At 34.7% G+C, this 20,527-nt stretch carries 18 protein-coding genes and 1 other RNA gene; 15 read left to right on the plus strand and 4 right to left on the minus strand.

Annotated elements, in window-relative coordinates; all coding sequences use genetic code 11:
- Positions 1-128: 128 nt before the first annotated feature.
- The 7 genes from C8E03_RS20905 (at position 129) to C8E03_RS20935 (ending at position 8,373) form a co-directional block, all read left to right on the plus strand.
- A complete protein-coding gene (locus C8E03_RS20905; protein WP_110292039.1) occupies positions 129-1,193 on the plus strand; it encodes a sugar ABC transporter substrate-binding protein in 1,065 nt (354 codons plus the stop codon).
- Between the two features lie 147 nt (positions 1,194-1,340).
- Entirely contained in the window at positions 1,341-2,330 is a 990-nt protein-coding gene (locus C8E03_RS20910) for an ABC transporter permease (protein ID WP_094376963.1), read from the plus strand.
- Positions 2,327-3,856 (plus strand): sugar ABC transporter ATP-binding protein, encoded by a 1,530-nt coding sequence (locus tag C8E03_RS20915; protein WP_110292040.1) that lies wholly within the window; start codon positions 2,327-2,329, stop codon positions 3,854-3,856. Before C8E03_RS20910 ends, C8E03_RS20915 begins: the two co-directional genes overlap by 4 nt.
- Positions 3,853-4,848: an ABC transporter permease gene (locus C8E03_RS20920; protein ID WP_094376965.1), complete on the plus strand. Its 996-nt coding sequence runs from the start codon at positions 3,853-3,855 to the stop codon at positions 4,846-4,848. Before C8E03_RS20915 ends, C8E03_RS20920 begins: the two co-directional genes overlap by 4 nt.
- A complete protein-coding gene (locus C8E03_RS20925) occupies positions 4,845-5,756 on the plus strand; it encodes an amidohydrolase family protein (RefSeq protein ID WP_094376966.1) in 912 nt (303 codons plus the stop codon). The genes C8E03_RS20920 and C8E03_RS20925 overlap by 4 nt, the downstream gene beginning before the upstream one ends.
- Before the next feature lie 45 nt (positions 5,757-5,801).
- Positions 5,802-6,800, plus strand: a complete 999-nt coding sequence (locus C8E03_RS20930; RefSeq protein WP_170123089.1) for a phosphoglycerate dehydrogenase — start codon at positions 5,802-5,804, stop codon at positions 6,798-6,800.
- 43 nt (positions 6,801-6,843) lie between these two features.
- Complete coding sequence (locus C8E03_RS20935; RefSeq protein ID WP_094376968.1) at positions 6,844-8,373, plus strand: FGGY-family carbohydrate kinase; 1,530 nt, start codon at positions 6,844-6,846, stop codon at positions 8,371-8,373.
- A gap of 20 nt (positions 8,374-8,393) precedes the next feature.
- Here the strand turns inward: C8E03_RS20935 and C8E03_RS20940 are convergent, their stop codons facing one another.
- Entirely contained in the window at positions 8,394-9,032 is a 639-nt protein-coding gene (locus C8E03_RS20940) for a GntR family transcriptional regulator (RefSeq protein ID WP_094376969.1), read from the minus strand.
- A 194-nt stretch (positions 9,033-9,226) separates the two neighbouring features.
- Between C8E03_RS20940 and C8E03_RS20945 the strand changes: the two genes are divergently transcribed.
- A complete protein-coding gene (locus C8E03_RS20945; RefSeq protein WP_242993673.1) occupies positions 9,227-9,664 on the plus strand; it encodes a MarR family winged helix-turn-helix transcriptional regulator in 438 nt (145 codons plus the stop codon).
- Here C8E03_RS20945 and C8E03_RS20950 read toward each other — a convergent pair.
- Positions 9,661-11,442 carry a DUF885 domain-containing protein gene (locus C8E03_RS20950; RefSeq protein ID WP_110292041.1) on the minus strand — a complete coding sequence of 594 codons (1,782 nt, stop codon included), beginning with the start codon at positions 11,440-11,442 and terminating at the stop codon, positions 9,661-9,663. The two genes, C8E03_RS20945 and C8E03_RS20950, sit on opposite strands and share 4 nt — an antisense overlap.
- A 686-nt stretch (positions 11,443-12,128) precedes the next feature.
- Here C8E03_RS20950 and metG point away from each other — a divergent pair.
- From metG to C8E03_RS20975, 5 genes are all read left to right on the plus strand, one after another.
- Positions 12,129-14,078: a methionine--tRNA ligase gene (metG, locus tag C8E03_RS20955; protein ID WP_094376972.1), complete on the plus strand. Its 1,950-nt coding sequence runs from the start codon at positions 12,129-12,131 to the stop codon at positions 14,076-14,078.
- An 18-nt stretch (positions 14,079-14,096) separates the two neighbouring features.
- Entirely contained in the window at positions 14,097-14,864 is a 768-nt protein-coding gene (locus tag C8E03_RS20960) for a TatD family hydrolase (RefSeq protein ID WP_110292046.1), read from the plus strand.
- A gap of 99 nt (positions 14,865-14,963) precedes the next feature.
- Positions 14,964-15,827 (plus strand): 16S rRNA (adenine(1518)-N(6)/adenine(1519)-N(6))-dimethyltransferase RsmA, encoded by an 864-nt coding sequence (gene rsmA / locus C8E03_RS20965; RefSeq protein WP_110292042.1) that lies wholly within the window; start codon positions 14,964-14,966, stop codon positions 15,825-15,827.
- Between the two features lie 114 nt (positions 15,828-15,941).
- Complete coding sequence (locus tag C8E03_RS20970) at positions 15,942-17,024, plus strand: HD-GYP domain-containing protein (RefSeq protein ID WP_110292043.1); 1,083 nt, start codon at positions 15,942-15,944, stop codon at positions 17,022-17,024.
- A gap of 130 nt (positions 17,025-17,154) precedes the next feature.
- Complete coding sequence (locus tag C8E03_RS20975) at positions 17,155-18,096, plus strand: DUF6128 domain-containing protein (RefSeq protein WP_110292044.1); 942 nt, start codon at positions 17,155-17,157, stop codon at positions 18,094-18,096.
- A 16-nt stretch (positions 18,097-18,112) separates the two neighbouring features.
- Here C8E03_RS20975 and C8E03_RS20980 read toward each other — a convergent pair whose 3' ends face one another.
- The gene (locus C8E03_RS20980; RefSeq protein ID WP_094376976.1) at positions 18,113-18,661 is read right to left on the minus strand and encodes a GNAT family N-acetyltransferase; all 549 of its coding nucleotides are present in this window, start codon (positions 18,659-18,661) and stop codon (positions 18,113-18,115) included.
- Between the two features lie 12 nt (positions 18,662-18,673).
- Positions 18,674-19,369: an anaerobic ribonucleoside-triphosphate reductase activating protein gene (locus C8E03_RS20985; RefSeq protein ID WP_094376977.1), complete on the minus strand. Its 696-nt coding sequence runs from the start codon at positions 19,367-19,369 to the stop codon at positions 18,674-18,676.
- 123 nt (positions 19,370-19,492) lie between these two features.
- On the opposite strand from C8E03_RS20985, the gene tadA reads away from it, so the two are divergent.
- Both tadA and ffs read left to right on the plus strand, forming a co-directional pair.
- Complete coding sequence (gene tadA / locus C8E03_RS20990) at positions 19,493-19,966, plus strand: tRNA adenosine(34) deaminase TadA (RefSeq protein WP_110292045.1); 474 nt, start codon at positions 19,493-19,495, stop codon at positions 19,964-19,966.
- A gap of 93 nt (positions 19,967-20,059) precedes the next feature.
- Positions 20,060-20,321: signal recognition particle sRNA large type (ffs, locus tag C8E03_RS20995), an RNA gene on the plus strand.
- The last annotated feature ends 206 nt before the right edge of the window (positions 20,322-20,527 follow it).

The raw sequence follows: 20,527 nt of genomic DNA on the forward strand, positions 1-20,527 counted from the left end.
CAAAAAAATAGCATCATAAATAGTTGAATTGTCGATTGCATTATCTAATAAGTCTGTTGTATACTAGACGTACAGAAGATGCACATAAGAACTATAGAGCAGGTTCTAAAGAAAAGGAGAGAAGGATTATGAAGAAAAAACTATTGGCAATGGGTCTTATTTTAGCTATGACATTTTCAATGGTAGCGTGTTCAAGCGCCAAGGAAGTAAACCGTGATGCAGAAGAAACAAAAACGGAAACAACAACGGAAACAACAACCACAGAAACTAATGGGGCAACTGCAAGTACTAAAGAAGTAAAAAATCCATATGTAGATGACATCAAGATAGCATATGTGGCACATGATATCAGCACACCGGTAAATCAAGCATGGTTAGAAGGAATTCAAAGAGAATGTGAGTACTATCCAAACATTACAATTCAATCTTTCAATGGTGACAGTTCTGCTGAGAATCAAGTAAAGATTATGTCAGAAGTAATTAATCAAGATTATGATGCAATCATTATCCAATGCAGTGATGGAGCAGCTTTAGCAGATAGTGTTGCACAAGCAGAATCAGCTGGTATTCCGGTCATTACTTTAAACTTAGATGCAGACACAACTCACTCTGCACTTGTACAGATGGTGGATTATGATGCAGGTCGTTTGATTGCAGACAAAATTGCAGAAGAAATTGGACAAGAAGGCAATATTGTAGTAATTCAAGGTATTGCAGGGGTATCCAGAACAGATAATTTGGAGCAGGGCTTTAGAGATACCATGGAGAAGAGTTATCCTAATATAAAAATAGTTGCAAGTCAGGCGGCTGATTTTGAAAAAGAAAAAGCAACTACAGTAATGACAAGTTTCTTATCACAATTTAGTGATATCAAAGCAGTTTTTGCAATAAATGATGCTATGGCAGAGGGTGCATCCCTAGCAGTTCAAAATGCAGGCAGACTAAATGACATGGTTATATGGGGAGCTGATGGCGAGAAAGATGCATTGGCAATGATTGAGGAAGGTACACTGACTGGTACTATTTATACAAATTGCTGGGATCAGGGTTCTACAGCAGCTAAGATTGCATTACTAATGATTGGTTCTGAATATGATTCCAGTGTTTTGTCTAAAACACCACAGGTAATCATGGAACCTGTGATTGCCACTAAAGACACCGTAGGAGAAATTGCTGCAGAAGACCGTTGGTAATCTGAGGCATGAAAAAGTTATATCTGGTATTTAGTTAGTTAAGCTGACGGGGGCATAGCCCCTGTCATGCTAATGAGGTGAAAGTATGAAAATTTTTTTCACGACGACCAGAAAGTGCATGCAAAAATCGCACGAATGGAGGAAAATATGAAGCAGAGTAATATTAGAAGATTGATTTCACTTGGATTATTGCTTGTATTAATGATCGCTTTTTCGATATCAAGCACTTACTTTTTGACAGCGGCTAATTTGTTAGAAATCTTTCGTGATGCTTCCGTGGTTGGAATTATTGGAATTGGTGTAACTATGGTTATTATTACGGGAGGAATCGATTTATCTACAGGTTCTATTATGGCACTTGTTGGAATGACAATTGCAAATGTATATCGATATACCTTATTACCAATATGGATTATGATACTTATCGGAATTCTGGTAGGTGTTTTGGCTGGTTTATTTAATGGGTTTATTATTACCCGCCTCCATCTTCCTGAATTTATTGCAACCCTATCAACAATGAGTATTTACAGAGCGATAACATATTTAATTTCGATTAAAGAAAATGGAGTTATTAAAAGTCAGGCTTTAAAATCTTATTCTTACATTATATTAGGAAAATCAGTTGGAAATATTTATTATGTTATTTTAGCGTTTATTATTTTAGCAGTAATTGGTCAAATAATTTTGAAATATACAAGATATGGAACGACTCTGTATGCTGTAGGATCTAATATGAAAGCTGCCCAGCTTTCAAAAATCAATACGGAACGTACAAGAACAATTGCTTATGTAATAACGGGTGCATGTGCTGCTGTTGGAGCTGTTTTTACAACAGCAAGAATGCAGTCTACAACAGCGCTTCTTGGTCAGGGAATGGAATTTGAAGTAATTGCAGCAGTAGTTGTGGGAGGTTGTTCATTGGCAGGCGGACGAGGAGATATTATTGGAACCTTTATCGGAGCACTTTTTATGGCAACACTTGACAATGGTATTTACAAATTTCAAATAAATACAGCATATCAGTTAATTATAAAAGGCATTATTATCATATGTATTGTAGTTTTTGATTCCTGGTATAACAAATATATGGATGCTACTTCCAGGAATAAAAAAGTAAAGGAGGAGGCATCTGTATGAGTCAGGAATATATTTTAGAGGCAAAAATGATTAATAAAAGTTTTTCCGGTGTACAGGTGTTAAAGAATGTCAATCTTGGAATAAAAAAAGGTGAGGTTCATGCTTTAATGGGTGAAAATGGAGCAGGTAAATCTACACTGATTAAAATTATTACAGGAGTTTATACAAAGGACAGTGGCAAAATACTTTGGAAAGGCAAGGAAGTAGATATTAATAACAGCAAAGACTTGCAAAGTCTTGGAATTGCATGTGTGTATCAGGAGCTTTCAGTGATACCCGTATTAACGGTAGCCCAAAATATCTATCTTGGAAAAGAGCCTAAAATTAAAAATACCGGTTTGATTGATTATAAAAAAATGAACCAAATGGCACAAAGCTTAATTGATCAATATGAATTTCCGTTAAAATCAACGGATATTGTGGACACATTAGGAATTGGTTTAAGGCAGTTGGTAGAAATTTTGAAGGGACTAGCAATTGATTCGGAGCTGTTGATTATGGATGAACCTACCGCTTCCTTAAGTGGAAGAGAATCTGCCATTTTATTTAAAATTATTGATTCCTTAAGAAAAAAAGGAGTCAGTATTATTTATATTTCACACCGATTGGAAGAGGTTTATATGCTGTCAGACCGCCTTACCATATTAAGAGATGGAATGAATGCAGCTATATTGGAGAAAGAGGAAATAAAGCCTGTAGCGGTAATTCAAACCATGATTGGAAAAGTAGTAGATGAGTCAGCTGGTTCCGTAAAAACTTTAACTAAAAATAAAAATGAAATTACGCTGAAAGTAGATAATCTTACAAGAAAAGGTGTGTTTGAAGACATTAGCTTTGAAGTACATCGTGGAGAAATTGTAGGCTTTGGAGGTTTAATCGGTGCCGGAAGAACGGAGGTTATGCGTTGCCTGTTTGGTGTAGATAAATATAATAATGGAAAAATATATTTAGAGGGCAAAGAATTTGTTCCAACTTCGACAAGAAAAAGTATTAAAAGCGGTTTTGGTTTTATTCCGGAGGATAGACGTGGTCAGGGATTTATCCCACTTACTTCCATCAATAAAAATATAGCACTAACGAATTATGACATTATTAAAAAAATAGGACTTGCAGTATCATCTAAGGATGAATTAGAGATGTGCCTAAAAGCAATTAAAAAAATTGATATAAGGCCAAATAATCCAGATAAGTCGGTAGGTTTATTATCAGGAGGTAATCAGCAAAAGGTCGTTATCGGAAAATGGCTAATGAGGGATTTAAAGGTTTTAATGGTTGACGAACCGACCGCAGGCATTGACGTCGGTGCCAAAAATGAAATTTACAATATTCTTTCTGAGCTTGCAGATAAGGGTGTTGTAATATTATTGGTTTCTTCTGATTTGCAAGAATTATTACGTGTTTCACATCGAATTGTAATTATGAGAAAGGGTCATATTATAAAAGAATTTTCGGAGGGAACTGTTACGCAGGCGGACATTTTACAGGCAGCTTCTGGAATAGAATCAGATGAGGAGGTAGCATTATGATAAAGAAAATACGCTGGGAGAAATACAGCAGACTGTTTATTCTTTTATTGTTTCTAGTAGTGCTTACCATTATCAGACCGAACAGCTTTCCAACCGTAAATAATATTTCTAACGTATTATGGTCAATTTCTGTTGTAGGTATTTTAACCTCGGGTTCTATTTTTGTAATGCTGCTTGGGGGAATTGATTTATCGGTAGGTTCATTAATGGGATTATCTGCCGTAGTAACGGTACTTACCATACGTCATTTTAATTATTCTAATCAAAGCGTCTTGCTTGGAATAGGATTAGCGCTTTTGGTGGGTGCTGCAGCAGGTATTTTGCATGGACTTATCGTTATTAAGTTTCAGGTTCCTGCATTTTTGGTTACTTTTGCAACACAAAGCATCTTTTTGGGAATTTCAATGGTATTGACTAATAATAAAATACTAAGCTGTTTAGAACCTAAGCTGTTTACAGATATTGGTTTGGGAAAAATAGGTATGTTTACTTTTCCTATTTACTTCATGATTATTATTGCACTAATCAGTTATTTTGTATTAAACAAAACAGTTCTTGGACGCTATATTTACGCAGTTGGAGGTAATCCACAAGCAGCAACGATATCAGGCATTTCAAATGTAAAAATCACCATGATTTCTTATATTGTATCAGGTTTAACGGCAGCAATCGGAGGCGTAGTGTTAGCATCTATGACGCAGCAGGGTATGGCAAGCACTGGCTCAGGCTACGAAACAGAGGTTATTACAGCAGCCGTAATCGGTGGTGTCAGCTTGGTAGGAGGAGCCGGTACGATACAAGGTGCTATTGTAGGAGCTGTATTGGTGGGATTATTGAATAATGGTATGAATCTTATGAATGTGCCTTCAACGCAGCAGGGATTGATTAAAGGAATGGTTATAATAGTTGCAGTGGCAATTGATGTAATGCAAAAATATGAAAGAAAATTTAGCATAAAAAATTTATTAAAGAAAAAAGGTGAAGCAGTATGAAAAAAATAGATGCGCATCTGCATGTAGCAGATATAATAGCTGGCTATTGCAGACGAGGAGAGCTTCGTGCGATAGGTAATGGTAAGGCAATGTGGGGAAACTCAGAAGTATTTGATTTGCTTCCAAAAGGCTATGGGGACAAAAACTTTACAGTAGAATCGGCTCTCCAGATTATGGACCGTAACGAAGTAGAGAAAGCAGTATTAATGCAGGGAAGCATGTATGGTTTTCAGAATCAGTATCATATTGATATTATGAATCGTTATCCAGAGCGCTTCTGTCCATCCTGTACAGTTGATCCGTTTATGACAAACCACTTTGATACCTTATCATCTTACTTAAAAGACAAAAAATTTCATTTGGTTAAATTTGAGATTAGTTCAGGAGGTGGGTTAATGGGGTGCCATGATCCATTTCCACTAGTCACAGACAGAATGATGAAAATATATGATTTAATTGAGAAAAACGAAGGTGTCTTAGCAATGGATGTAGGTGATGTTTTTATGCCAAGTCATCAACCGGGAAACCTTGCAAAAATAGCAGATACTTTTCCAGGTCTTAAGCTTGTAGTTTGTCATCTTCTCGCACCAAATCGTGACAGAGAAAATGAACTGTGGGAAAGCCTTACATTACTTAAAAAAGAAAATGTTTGGTTCGATCTTGCCGCTTTACCAAAGATTATGGCTCCCGATGTATATCCATATCCGGATGTGAAAAGAGTTATAAAAAGGGCAAAAGATATTGTGGGTGTGAAAAGGCTTTTATGGGGAACGGATGCACCATTTGCGGCAACGCAGGATACTTATGAACACTTGGCTGATTATCTGGAACAATCAGACATGTTTAGCACACAAGAGCTAGAGGATATTTATTACAATAATGCAGAATATGTATATTTTACTAAATAATTTGGGGAAGTAAAATTTTTAACAGGTAAAGGAATGGTGGCAACAATGAAAAGAATTGTATCTTTTTTCGGTGATGATTCAGATATTTTTCAAGAATTAAATAAAAAGGCGGATGCATATGCAGCATCACTTGATATGGAATATGAATGGATTCCACAGCTTCCTTTTTCAAAGGATAGTGTGATTCAAGAGCTAAAAAAATCAGATGCAGGAATCATTGATATCGAGCCTTATGATGAAGATATCTTTAGTAAGATAGAAGACCGTGCTAAGATTTTAGTACGCTTTGGTGTAGGCTTTGATAAGGTTGATTTAGAAACTGCAAGTAAACATGGTATTGCAATTGCAAGGACTACAGGAGCGAATACAACCGCAGTGGCAGAAATGGCATTAACACTTATGCTCGCCTGCAAGCGACTGATTATTAAGGGTCAAAAGTGTGTTATGACCGGCAATTGGGTAAAAGATGTAGGACATGAAATCATCAATGGAACAGTTGGAATTATTGGCTTTGGTGTGATAGGGAGAAGACTGGCAAAGCTATTAAGCGGCTTTGATTGCAGAATCGTTGTATATGACCCTTATCCAAATTTGAATCTGATTCAGGAACTGGGGGTTGAACTTTTGCCCTTAGACGAGCTTTTGCAGATATCTGATGCAATTAGCATTCATGTACCATTGCTAAAGGAAACAACAAATATGATTGGCAGAAATGAATTGAAATTAATGAAAGAAAGTGCAGTTCTGGTCAATACCTCAAGAGGAGGAATTGTTGATGAAAATGCTCTTTATGAGGCTTTATCAAATGGTGTGATTGCAGGAGCAGGTTTTGATGTATTTGCAATTGAACCATTGCCACTGGATTCCCCATTATTAAAATTAGAGAATGTAATTTTAACACCACATGTATCAAGTCAGACGGTAGAATCCTTATGGAACATATATAAAATGGCAATTGACATTGTATATGACTTCTACCATAAAAAGGATTTCTCCAATATTTTAAATCCAGATTACATAAATGCAGATAAATACAACGTTTAGCAGGTTTTTAGTTTTTAGGTATTGATATGGGAGGTGATTTGTTGTGAAATATTTTTTGGGACTAGATAATGGTGGGACAGCAACAAAAGCGGCTTTATTTGATGAAACAGGAAAAGAAATTAGTAGTGCTTCAATGGATACTGCAATGATTGTTCCAAAGCCTGGATTTACAGAACGTGACATGAATGAAATGTGGGAGGCAAATTGCAGTGTCATAAAAAAGGCAATTGAAAGGTCAAAAGTAAACAAGGAAGATATTTTATGCGTTACAGTATGTGGACATGGAAAGGGTCTTTATCTTTGGGGAAAGGATGAAAAACCAGTTCGAAATGGGATCATATCTACTGACAATAGAGCGTGGGACTATCCGGTTCGATGGGAGAAAGAGGGGATAGTAGAGAAAGCATTTAAACTCTCTTGCCAGCATGTATTAAGCAGTCAGCCTGTATCTTTGCTTGCATGGCTTAAGGATCATGAGCCTGAGAGCATCAAAAGGACGAAATGGATTTTTTCCTGTAAGGATTATGTCCGCTTTATGCTGACAGGGAAAGCGTTTGGAGAAAGAACAGATTATTCGGGTGCTAACTTTATGAATTTACATACCGGTGAGTACGACGAAAATCTGCTTGCATTATTTGGAATTAAGGAATGCAAGAATATGCTTCCTCCTTTATGCAATGCAACCGATATTTGTGGTTATGTAACGAAAGAAGCGTCGATAAGCTGTGGACTGTACGAAGGAACACCTGTTGCAGGCGGAGCTTTTGATATTGATGCCTGTGCTATTGGTGTTAATGTAGTTGACGAAAATCATATTTGCATGATTGCGGGGACTTGGAGTATTAATGAATACATCAGCAGGCAGCCGATAGAGGATGGTTCTGTTATGATGAATTCTTATTTTTGCCTCCCTGATTATTACTTAATTGAAGAATGCAGTCCAACCTCTGCAGGGAATAATGAATGGTTTATGAAAAACCTTCTTCCAGAATTAAGAGAGGAATGTAGGAAAAGAAAAACAAATATTTATGAAATAATGAATGAATGGGTAGAAAGTATTCCAGCTAAAGAGATTTGTCCGATTTATCTCCCCTTTTTGATGGCCAGTAATGTTCATCCGAATGCACTTGGCAGCTTTGTTGGAATCAGCAATTATCATACCAGAAAACATTTACTTAGAAGTGTATATGAGGGAGTTACTTTTTCTCATCGCTATCATTTGGAAAAACTAATGCGTACGAATCGAAATCAGGTAGAGTCTATTCGCCTTGCCGGAGGTGCAGCAAGATCACGGATGTGGACACAAATGTTTGCAGATATAATGAATCTTCCGGTAGAGAGTGTATCTGTCAATGAGACGGGAGCATTAGGGTGTGCCATTATAGGAGCAGTTGCAACAGGGCTTTATAAAAATTTAAAGGAAGCGGCCGACAAAATGTCTTTGGTAGGAGAACTTATCAAGCCCGATCCCCAAAATGTATTAATTTATAACAAAAAGTATCAATTGTATAAGAAGACGATAGATGCTTTGGATGCGGTATGGGATGATTTTCAAATTATAAAAGAAGTGTAAAATAAAGCTATGGATTTCTTCTACATTTTGTAAAAGAAATCCATAGCTGCTTTACGGCAATTTGCAATATGGGAACGCATCTGGGATGCGGCCTGTTCATAATTTTGTTCAATTAAAGAATCTAAAATCTCAATATGCTCTTGACGTGCGTCATGTATATGTGAGCTGTTTTGTTTGCTGTAAACAATGATTCTGGTATTTTTCTCGAAGACTTTCTTCATCATATCAATGATATAAAAATTACCGCAATTTTCTATAATAAATAAATGCATCGCAGTATCCATTTTATGATCTGTAACAGAACCAACAGGCTGGTTCTCAAACTGCTTTTTCCACGCAATAAGCTCTTCAGTTGGTAAATTATAGCTTGCAAGCCGTAAAGTAAGAGGCTCAATTTCCATACGTGCTTGAAAAATCTGAAAAACATCACTTAGTAAAATGTCTGTAACTAAAATCCCCTTTTTGGGAAGTACTTTTACCAGATTTTCAACTTCAAGTATACTGATGGCTTCTCTGATGGGAGTACGGCTAAAGTTTAATTCTTTCGATAGATTAGCCTCTGTTAGTATACTTCCGGGTGGATATTCACAATTTATTAGCTTGCTTTTTATAATTGAATAAACTTGGTTTTTTAAATTTGTATTTAAAGTTGAGTTCATTATTTATACCCTATCTAATTTTTGATTGGCAGTTACTAGTTTCATTATATAATTTTTTGTAAAAAACAGCAAGTCTTTTTGCATTATGACAGGAATAACAATCTTTTGACAGAATACAAAAACCTTATAATGTATTGTGAAAAGAGCATAAATATTGTATAATGTGGATAATACAAGGGAAAGTCGGTGGCGTCGTGGATATCTACAATAGTTTTAACGAAATGTTAGTAAAACTTTTTAACGATATTATGGATATTGAACAAAAAGCCCTAATTACGGAAGAGTTTAAGGACATAACAAGCAATGATATGCATATTATTGATGCAATAGGAATTGGCAATCCAAGGAATATGTCCTCGGTTGCCAAAAGTATGTCAGTCACAGTAGGAACGTTAACTATTGCGATTAATAGTCTTGTGAAAAAAAACTATGTAGATAGAGTCAGAAGTGAAGAGGACAGGCGTGTTGTATTGTTGTCTTTATCGGATAAGGGTAGATTAGCATATTATCATCATAAGAAATTCCATGACGACATGATAAAAGCCACTGTAAAAGGTTTTAATAAAGAAGAAAAAGTTATTTTGGAAAAGGCGATTACAAATCTCATTGATTTTTTTAAAACTTATAATTAAGATTTGGCAAGTTCTTTCATCCATGTATTCATATATTTATCTATAATATAAAATGGAGCAGGACCGGTATCAAGTATAAATTCATGAAAATCTTTTAACTGAAAGTTACTACCAAGCTCTTTCTCGGCAGTCTTTTTTAATTCCATAAATTCCAGATAGCCAATGCAGTATTTTAAATAGTTAGTCGGTTCTGATATTATTGCGCAATAGACCTTAGAGACTGCATTTTCATCACTAATCCCATAATTTGACAGGTAATCACTGGTGTCTTTAAGCGACCACCCATTATAGTTTATACCAATATCCATATTAGCATAAAGATATAATGTTATGGCATTATTTAGTTGGAGAAACTTTGATAAATTAGAGTCAATGTTTGTCAACTGATAGGAGTACATTTCGACATAGGTAGCCCATCCCTCTGTATAGCCTCCATAGTTTAAAAGCTTACGTATTAAATCACTGTTATTTGCATTAAAATAAATATTTTGATACAGGTGACCAGGGTAGCCTTCATGCGCAAGCGTTGTATAAAGATCAATTTTTGAGTAATTACTGTCAGGATTAATATAGATGGAGTTATTGGTAATATTATCAATTGGCGGTGTTAGATAAAATGCCGGGCTAAGGTGTTTTGACAACGATGAATCAATATATTTAACTGTGTAATCAGCATTTGGTGGTTCAGGAAAATCAGTTGTTATTTTTGATTTCAAATCCTCCAGTATTGTATTAGGGTCAGATAAATCAAAGCTGTAAGTATCAGAGGTTGCTAATATGGAAGGATTATCAGTTGCAATTTGTGCCAATTGCTTTAAATCATTTTTCATATAGGTATTGAGTAACTTTTTTAACTCAAATATACTTTTGGACGAGCCAGTATTATTTTTTACAAGATACTCATAGTACTTTTGACCGTTTTCAAAATAGCATAAGCCTTGCTCGTTGGTGCAGCTATCTTCTAGAGATGATAGTCCTTTAATCAATATTTTATAGGCTGGAATTACATGACTGTATAAGATGGATTTATTTTGCAGCTTATAATTATTTTTTATCGTGTCACTGATACCATCAAGGCTGTCAACACGAGTATTAAAGGTAGAAATAAGAAAGTTATTTTCCGGGTCATTAATGAAGTCACTACACTGAGAAATTACTTCATGGGCTGCATCACTAGCCATAAAAAGTCCTTGCTTGGATTTTTCCTTTTCAAAATTAATAATAGAGGTATAATAGTCATCCATCTGTGCAAGAAGTGTTAAATAATTAAGAATATCCTGCTCATTGTTGAAGGTATATTCTGCCATAAGAATTGGGAGCTGTGCCTGTGTTCCAGTAGTTGGGCTTAATGCTTCGCTGTAGTAGATTAAATCAGATTGCTCAAGTGAGTGTTGATAGTAATCGTGTAAAATATCATAGGTAAGCTGCTGTCCGCTGCTCAGCATTTCATAATCAAAGGTTTCAAGTGCCTTAAGATTTTCCTTTATTTTCAAATCTGCTTCATGAAATGAATCTTCGGAAATGTTTCCAAATGTAATAGGATAATTATCGATATTATACTTTTCAGGATTTTCTAAAGTATAGTGTAGTATAAGGGTATTGGAGGTTACTTCGCTTTTAAAAAGCTCATCAGTAAATAACTGAAAAGAAGCTTGAGAGGATTCTATATTAGAGGTTTGATATAGAACGCTTTTAATAGAAGTAAAGTAGAATACAGTTGCGATTGCAAATAATAGGCAGCATATAATCCCAAGATGCTTTTTGATTTTATAAAACATGATAGCTCCAGTCTGGATTGTTACTATAATATACAAATAATATAGAATAATTATGTCTGTAAGCTGTAAAATGGGTGCAAATTTTTGAAAGGAAGGAAAACAATATTATCAAGGAAACCTTTATGTTCTGGATTATTTTAAGCTTTTAATGAAAACGAGTAAATAATTAACGTAATATTTACAAGCGTAGGCTTGACATCTGATTTTTACTGTGATAACCTAAAAACTATATTGAAAACACTTTGACGAAGAGAGTAAACTTGTAATTCATTTTACAGAGAAATCCCATGATATCAATCAGGCTGAGAGGGATAAGTGAAAACATTTTGAAGATGGCTTCTGAGTGGCGCTCCGACCAGCATTGCTGTTAGATTGCGACAGGTATTCGCCTGTTATAGCGAGAAAGTATAAAGGAAAGTGTAATACTGACTATAGTACTTTGTGAGTTCTGTTTCGTGAGAAATGGAAAAAGAGAAGTGGTAACGCGATTTATGTCGTCTTCTATGTGTTTGCATAGAAGGCGGCTTTTTTATTTCACAGGAAAGACCTTTTTGTGGTAACGTATAAAAGTATTGATTCCTATGAAATAAAAACACAATGCGCACGAATGCAAGTGGAAAATGTCACTGCGTGACTGCATTGGGCATGCAAAGTACATTTTTATGATAATGAAAGAGAGGATAATTATGGAAAACAAAAAGTATTATATGACAACAGCAATAGCCTATACTTCCGGAAAACCACATATTGGGAACACCTATGAAATAGTTTTGGCAGACAGTATTGCAAGATTTAAAAGATTTGAAGGTTATGAGGTATTCTTTCAGACTGGAACAGACGAACATGGACAAAAAATTGAGCTAAAGGCACAAGACGCAGGCATTACACCAAAGGAATTTGTTGACGATGTAGCTTCACAGATTAAGAATATTTGGGATTTAATGAATACTTCTTATGATAAGTTCGTTCGTACAACGGACACATATCATGAAAAACAAGTACAAAAGATGTTTAAGAAATTATATGAACAGGGTGATATTTATAAGGGAACCTACGAAGGAATGTATTGTACACCTTGCGAAGCCTTTTTCACAGCCTCTCAGCTTGTCGATGGAAAATGTCCTGACTGTGGTGCAGAATGTAAACCGGCTAAAGAAGAAGCTTATTTTCTTAAATTAAGTAATTATACGGACAAATTGATTGAGCATATTAATACTCATCCTGAGTTTATACAGCCTGAATCCAGAAAAAATGAAATGATGAACAACTTCTTATTACCGGGACTTCAGGATTTGTGTGTTTCAAGAACTTCTTTCAAATGGGGTATTCCGGTAGATTTTGATGAAAAGCATGTTGTATATGTATGGTTGGATGCATTAAGTAACTATATCACAGGAATTGGTTATGATGTAGATGGTAACCATGATGAGAAATTTAATAAAAACTGGCCTGCCGATTTACATTTAATAGGCAAGGATATTTTAAGGTTCCATACCATTTATTGGCCAATTATGCTAATGGCGCTAGACCTACCTCTTCCAAAGCAGATTTTCGGTCATCCTTGGCTGTTGCAGGGAGAAGGAAAAATGAGCAAGTCAAAGGGAAATGTTATTTATGCAGATAATTTGGTTAAAATATTTGGTGTAGATGCAGTTCGATATTTTGTATTACATGAAATGCCTTTTGATAACGATGGTATTATGTCATGGGAATTGTTAGTAGAAAGAATTAATTCCGATTTGGCCAATACTCTTGGCAATCTAGTAAACAGAACCGTATCCATGTCAAATAAATACTTTAATGGAATTGTAAATAATTCTAATGTTACAGAAGCAGTAGACGAAGAGCTAAAAGCCATTGCACTGGAAACAACAAAAAAGGTATCTGCGAAAATGGAAAAATTAAGAGTTGCAGATGCGATTACAGAAATATTTACGCTATTTAAAAGATGCAATAAATATATTGATGAAACAATGCCTTGGGTACTTGCAAAGGAAGAAAAAGATAAGCCTCGCTTAGATACGGTTTTATACAATCTGATAGAAAGCATTACAATCGGAGCATCCTTACTGTCCTCATTTATGCCTGAAACAGCAAAAAAGATTTTGACACAGTTAAATACAAAGCAAAGAACACTTGAGCAATTAAAAGAATATGGTTTGTATCCATCAGGAAATCAGGTGGTTCAAAAGCCGGAAATTTTATTTGCCCGTCTGGACTTAGAAGAGGTATTAGCTAAGGCAGAAGAGCAAAAAGCAGAAAACGACCATCCAAAAATCGATGAAAATGTAATTGATATAGAAGCAAAGCCAGAGATTACCTATGACGATTTTGACAAGCTACAGTTTCAGGTGGGAGAAATTATTGCCTGTGAAGAAGTGAAAAAGTCAAAGAAGCTGTTATGTTCACAGGTTAAGGTTGGAGGCCAAGTAAGACAAATCGTATCCGGAATAAAGGCACATTATACTCCTGAGCAAATGGTGGGCAAGAAAGTCATGGTGGTAACTAACCTAAAACCGGCTAAGTTAGCAGGAATTTTGTCAGAAGGAATGCTATTATGTGCAGAGGATGCAGAAGGAAATCTAGGACTTATGATACCGGAAAAGGATATGCCAGCAGGTGCAGAAATCTGTTAATGAGGATGGTGTAAAGTGATGATATTTGAAAGTCATGCTCATTACGATGATGAGGCATTTAATGATGACAGAGATGAATTATTAAATTCCATGACAGAACATGGTATAGAATATGTTGTGAATGTGGGAGCAAGCCTCGCTTCCACAGCCACAACGGTTCAGTTGGTTAAAAAATATTCTTTTATGTATGGTGCTATAGGCGTTCATCCAAATGAAACGAAAGAGCTGAATGAGAACAATTATGAGTGGTTAAAGCAACAGTGTAAACAGGATAAAATTGTTGCGATAGGTGAAATAGGATTGGATTATTATTGGGATGAGCCTGATAAGGAGATTCAGATAAAATGGTTTAAAAGACAACTTGAATTAGCTAAAGAGGCAAGGTTACCCATTATTATTCACAGCCGAGATGCGGCAAAAGATACTCTGTCTATTATGAAAGAGGAAAAGGCACAGGAATTAAACGGAGTAATTCACTGTTTTTCTTATTCAAAGGATATGGCAAGAGAATATTTGAATATGGGATATTACTTAGGAATAGGCGGAGTTGTAACCTTTTCAAATGCTAAAAAGTTAAAAGAAGTAGTGGAATATGTTCCGGTTGAAAATATGCTTTTAGAAACAGATTCACCTTATCTTTCACCGGTGCCTAACAGAGGAAAACGAAATTCATCCTTAAATATTCCATATATTGCAAAAGCGATTGCAGCAATTAAGAATATAGATTATGATGAAATCATTAATATAACAAATAATAACGCACGAAAGTTATTCAATATAAGATAAGCGGGTCTTATGATGCCGGTTCATGTTGGACTATATTAAAATAGGCGCATGCCGGCAAATTGTTTTTCGTGTGATTGATGAAAATGAAAGCAGGTAAGAATGGCTACACTAGGTAATCCTAAAAACACAATCGAAATATTAAATAAATACAAATTTGTTTTTCAAAAAAAATTTGGGCAGAATTTTTTAATTGATACACATGTACTCGATAAAATTATCAATTCATCTCACATTACAAAGGAAGACTTTGTATTAGAAATCGGACCTGGAATTGGTACTATGACACAATACCTTGCAGAGGCAGCAAGAAAGGTAATTGCAGTAGAAATAGACAAAATGTTGATTCCAATTCTTCAAGATACATTAAGCCCCTATGATAATATATCAATCATAAATAATGACATATTGGCACTTAATATAAATGAGCTGGTTGAAAAAGAAAATGCAGGAAAACCGATTAAGGTAGTAGCAAATCTTCCATATTATATAACTACGCCGATTATTATGGGACTATTTGAAAGCCATGTTCCAATAGACAGTATCACAATAATGGTTCAAAAAGAAGTTGCAGATCGTATGCAAGCAGGTCCTGGCAGCAAAAATTACGGAGCACTTTCTTTGGCTGTTCAATATTACGCAGAACCCTATATTGTTGCCAATGTACCTCCAAATTGCTTTATGCCAAGACCTAATGTTGGTTCAGCAGTCATTCGGCTCAGCAGATATCAGTATCCACCCGTTCAGGTGGAAAATGAAAAGCTGATGTTTCAACTTATTAGAGCTTCATTCAATCAAAGAAGAAAAACTTTAATAAATGCAATAAATAACGACCCCAATATTCCTTATAGTAAAGAAATATTATCCAGTACTCTTGAAATGATGAACTTGTCGGTTAATATAAGAGGCGAGGCGCTTTTATTGTCACAATTTGCTGAATTATCTAATAGATTATCACAACTATAAGGTCTATATTTATAGAAAAGTTGAAAAAAATACCAATATATTATATAATTATACTAAATTCAACTCTTACAAAAGCGAAAACAATAACTTATGTTAAAACATGGGGTGTGGTAAATGATTAATATAAAAAAAATAAAAGCCTTAAAGCCTGGAATGGTAGTTGCTAAGGATATCTATACACCTTCTGATGAACTTATTGTAGCAAATAATACAGTGCTTACAGCAAGAGGTATCAAAAGATTAGAATCTTATAATCTAAAAGAAATTCCTATAATAATTATTGAAGCTTCAGCTAAAAACAATGAACCAATAAAGACAAATTATACTGCATCCGAGAAAATGAAACAGTCAGTAAGCTTTAAGAAATTTTATAAGGCTTTTGATGAATCGGTTAAAGTATCAGAAAAAGTAATAAATGAGATTGCACTTCGCGGTGGTGAAATTAATGAAAAGCTAATCAACACGATGGTGGATAGAGTTGTAGATGTTAGCAATAATGGGATTTTTATATTTGACATGCTTCACTGTATGAGAGAGTTAGACGATTTAACATATGCCCATTCCATGAGCGTAGCACTTATATGCAAAGTATTTGGAGAATGGCTTCGGATGCCGAAAGAAGAAGTAAACTCTCTTAAGGTAGCAGGTTTTTGTCATGACATAGGTAAAGTGAAAGTGCCCAAAGAAATTATTTGTAAAAAGGGTAAACTGACTCAGGTAGAATACGAAATTGTAAAAAAACATACAGAGTTTGGTTATGATATTTTAAGAAACAAAAAGGTAGAGGACAGAGTAATTATGACAGCTTTGATGCATCATGAAAGATGCGATGGTTCGGGCTATCCAAACAAGTTAAAGAGCAATCATATTGATGAGTTTGCTAAAATAGTAGCGATAGCTGATTCGTATGAAGCTATGACAGCAACTCGTTGTTACAGAGAGGCGATTTGTCCGTTTACAGTGATTGAAGAATTTGAAGCTAATGCATTAAATCATTATGAACCGAAATACATTCTGCCACTGATGGAAATGATTGTGCAGTCCTATATAGGAAATAACGTAGAATTAAATAATGGGGTTGTGGGTGAAGTTATAATGATTAATCGACATAACTTATCCAGACCAGTTATTAAAACTGAAACAGAATATATTGATTTATCAAAGACAAAAAAATTAAAAATTAAATCCGTCCTATAATAAGCTAAGTTATTGCCAACCTATGACAATAGCTTAGCTTGTTTTCTTACTTAATAAAAATGACTTTGTTCTTTTTGTGAAAAATAAGGAATATAATGCCTATATAATGATTAATTAGGAGGCCAAGTCCGTGTCTGAGTATCAAAGACTTGTATCTTACATATATTTATATGATAAAGGAATCAAAGTAAAAAACTCAGGATTTGCAAAAATAGAATGCAAGGATAATACGCTTCGGATAAAGATGAATTTGAAAGGAATATTCAATAACTATTATGATAATTGGAAAGTTTATTTGCTCATAGAAAGAAACAAAGAATTGCTTGGAATCTATATAGGTGATGTGAAAGGAAAAGGATCTAACGCCGAGTTTCAAACGAGCTGCCAACAGGATAATATTGGTAATACATCTCAATCTTTTGAAGATATAATAGGGTTGGCGGTCATTTCGTCTGGTAATAAAAAGTATGCAACTTTTTGGAAAGATACAAATATTACGGTAGACAATTTTAAAGAATATGAAGAAAAAACAATAGCAGAAAAAATTAACACCGGGTTGGAAAAAATATTCAATATCAATCATACAAAAGAAACCAAAGAAGAATTGGTAACAGCAATGGCAGTAGAAACTGAGGAAGAAAACAAAATAGAACAAACAGTGAATACAGAGAAGGAAGAACTTGTTGAATGTGAAAAGGAAAACCTTAGAAAGAATGAAACAGAAGAAATAAATCTGAATGAAAACTGGGATAAATTAATTTCACAGTTTAAGATCATAAATTCGTTTTCTGATAAAGAAGTTGAATGTATACGGATTGAATTAAAGGATTTAAAAATTCTTCCTAAATCGCAGTGGATATTAAGCAATAATAGCTTTGTTCTTCATGGTTACTATAATTATAAATATTTGATATTAGGTAAAATTAATAATAGATTTATAATAGGGGTTCCGGGGGTATTTTGCAATAAAGAAAAGCTTGTAGCTGGAATTTTTGGCTTCAACGATTTTAAGCCGGCACAGGTATCTGAGTACAAGACAGGACGATTTGGATATTGGTATAAATATTTGTGATAACGTTGCAATTGCTTCAACAATCATGTATCAGAGAGTATTGTTCGTGATCCTCCCAATTATCTTGGATAATTATACATTTTCTTGCGATTCCCTCCAAAGTAAAGCCGATGCGTTCAATAAGCCTTTTGGAAGATGTGTTATTTGGCATAATATATGCATTAATCCTGTGGAGATGACACTCGTTAAAGATGATATCTATTAATTGATTAAGAGCCTCAAATGCATAACCTTGGTGGTGATAATATTTATCGAATTTATAACCGATATTGCAACTGGAATAGATGTAAGGCTGTATATTAGAAAAAGATACGGTTCCGATAATTTTATCGGGATCCTCTTTTTTAAATACCCAAAATCTTACATTCTGCATTTTTGTAATGGAATTATATTCATATCCTAACAGCGCTTTTTGATATTCTTCGGTATAAAAATTTTCTGGTCTTGATGGCTCATATGTTTCAAAAATATCTTTGTTAGTTACATAAAAATCAAGTACCTTTTTAGCATAGTTTGGAGTTATAATCTGTAAAATAAGTCTGTTTGTTTCATAATAAGTTAACATAAATTTCTCCCCCTAATCAATGCCTCTTATTTGTACATGTTTCATATATTTGGATAAGTGTTGTTGAAAAACAAGTAATTCATCCTTACTAAAGCTGGTAAAAATAGGATTAATCACATTTTCATTCTCCCTGTAGGCTTGTAAAAAATAAGATTTGCATCCTTTTATCCATTCTCCGATTTGGTTTATATCATCCATGCTATGAAGCTCCTTTATGAGCGTTGTTCTAAATTCATAATCGATTCCAGATTCCATAATCATATGAATAGAATTATCTATCTTATTCATATCCAGCCGATCTAATCCTGCTACTTTGTAATAATTTTCATAGGAGGACTTAATATCCATAGCTATATAGTCCAACATATGATCTTTCATAAGTGCACTCAACATTTCAGGCCGATAACCGTTCGTATCAAGTTTAACTAAAAGTCCCACTCTTTTAATTTGAGAAATGAATTCATACAAATCAGATGATAAAGTAGGCTCACCACCTGTAATACAAATTCCCTCCAATATATTTTTGCGTTTGTTTATGTGTTCAAGAACTAACTCAGTTGGTATGACAGGCTCTTTTTCCGGACATAGAACCAATCCCCTATTATGGCAAAAAGGACATCTGAAATTACAATTTCCTAAAAAAACAGTGCTTGCCAAATGCCCTGGATAATCAAGTAACGTAGTTTTGTTAAAACCATGTATTTGCACACTATCACCTTCATATGTTAAAATTATAGTAAATATTCAATACTTTATTATTACAAAGTATATTTATTATAACGCATATCAAGTAAGAAAAAAATAGAAAACGGTTCGATTTCGGAGGAAAAAATGACAAACAGTGAAAAATTTATGAAAGAAGCGCTTAATCAGGCTAATAAGGCTTATCAAATTAAAGAGGTACCCATTGGATGTGTTATCACTTATCAGAATAAAATTATAGCCAGGGGATACAATAGAAGAAACACAGATAAAAATACACTTGCGCATGCCGAAATTACAGCTATTAATAAAGCCAGTAAAAAGATTGGAGACTGGCGTCTAGAGGGATGTACACTTTATGTAACCTTAGAACCATGTCAGATGTGTGCAGGAGCTATTGTTCAATCAAGGATTGATAAAGTAGTAATTGGAAGTATGAACTCAAAAGCAGGGTGTGCAGGTTCAATTCTTAATTTATTGCAAATGAAAGAATTTAATCACCAGGTGGAAACAGAGTATGGAATTTTGGAAGAGGAATGCAGCACAATACTGAAAGAATTTTTTAAAGAATTACGTGAAAGAAATAAAAGTGAAAAAATTTAAATTATTAGGTAGATGCATATTATTGACAAATTATAAAAAACACGATATACTTAACATTCTAAAGTAAGTCTATATTACTATGTCATAAGATTTCCACGCAGCTGGGGAGTTAGCGGTGCCCTGTACCTGCAATCCGCTACAGCAGGAGTGATGCTTTGCCTAGGGTATTCTATTGTAGAGCAGCCCTATATAAGTGATGTTGACGCTTGGGTCTTACGCAACAAAAATCTATGAACCGTGTCAGGTCAGGAATGAAGCAGCACTAAGTAGAACCTTTTGTGTGCCGTAAGGCTGCCTGAGCCGAGTTAACTGTATAGGTAACGTCTATGGTAGATATTCAAAGTGAGGCGCGTGGATTAAAATAAATTAAAAATATAAGTAAAGAGGTCGTTGCGAAGCAACGGCTTTATTATTTTATAGGAGCGTGTCCAGCGAAGCTGGACCACACCAGTCGGTGCAAGTCCGATTATGGTAATCGCCAGTGAGCCATATAGTCAAACTCGGTGCGTTGTAGTAATGCAGGGTGCTAAGCGAGTGGGTAATGTAACTTCGAAAGAGGTG

Origin of the sequence: Lachnotalea glycerini, assembly GCF_003201285.1 — a bacterium.
GTDB lineage: Bacteria > Bacillota > Clostridia > Lachnospirales > Lachnospiraceae > Lachnotalea > Lachnotalea glycerini.

Excerpts from the sequence above, each read along its gene's own strand:
- C8E03_RS20905 (WP_110292039.1), top strand. The coding sequence starts at position 129 with ATGAAGAAAAAACTATTGGCAATGGGTCTTATTTTAGCTATGACATTT.
- C8E03_RS20910 (WP_094376963.1), top strand. The coding sequence starts at position 1,341 with ATGAAGCAGAGTAATATTAGAAGATTGATTTCACTTGGATTATTGCTT.
- C8E03_RS20915 (WP_110292040.1), top strand. The coding sequence starts at position 2,327 with ATGAGTCAGGAATATATTTTAGAGGCAAAAATGATTAATAAAAGTTTT.
- C8E03_RS20920 (WP_094376965.1), top strand. The coding sequence starts at position 3,853 with ATGATAAAGAAAATACGCTGGGAGAAATACAGCAGACTGTTTATTCTT.
- C8E03_RS20925 (WP_094376966.1), top strand. The coding sequence starts at position 4,845 with ATGAAAAAAATAGATGCGCATCTGCATGTAGCAGATATAATAGCTGGC.
- C8E03_RS20930 (WP_170123089.1), top strand. The coding sequence starts at position 5,802 with ATGAAAAGAATTGTATCTTTTTTCGGTGATGATTCAGATATTTTTCAA.
- C8E03_RS20940 (WP_094376969.1), bottom strand. The coding sequence starts at position 9,032 with ATGAACTCAACTTTAAATACAAATTTAAAAAACCAAGTTTATTCAATT.
- C8E03_RS20950 (WP_110292041.1), bottom strand. The coding sequence starts at position 11,442 with ATGTTTTATAAAATCAAAAAGCATCTTGGGATTATATGCTGCCTATTA.
- metG (WP_094376972.1), top strand. The coding sequence starts at position 12,129 with ATGGAAAACAAAAAGTATTATATGACAACAGCAATAGCCTATACTTCC.
- C8E03_RS20960 (WP_110292046.1), top strand. The coding sequence starts at position 14,097 with ATGATATTTGAAAGTCATGCTCATTACGATGATGAGGCATTTAATGAT.
- rsmA (WP_110292042.1), top strand. The coding sequence starts at position 14,964 with ATGGCTACACTAGGTAATCCTAAAAACACAATCGAAATATTAAATAAA.
- C8E03_RS20970 (WP_110292043.1), top strand. The coding sequence starts at position 15,942 with ATGATTAATATAAAAAAAATAAAAGCCTTAAAGCCTGGAATGGTAGTT.
- C8E03_RS20980 (WP_094376976.1), bottom strand. The coding sequence starts at position 18,661 with ATGTTAACTTATTATGAAACAAACAGACTTATTTTACAGATTATAACT.
- tadA (WP_110292045.1), top strand. The coding sequence starts at position 19,493 with ATGACAAACAGTGAAAAATTTATGAAAGAAGCGCTTAATCAGGCTAAT.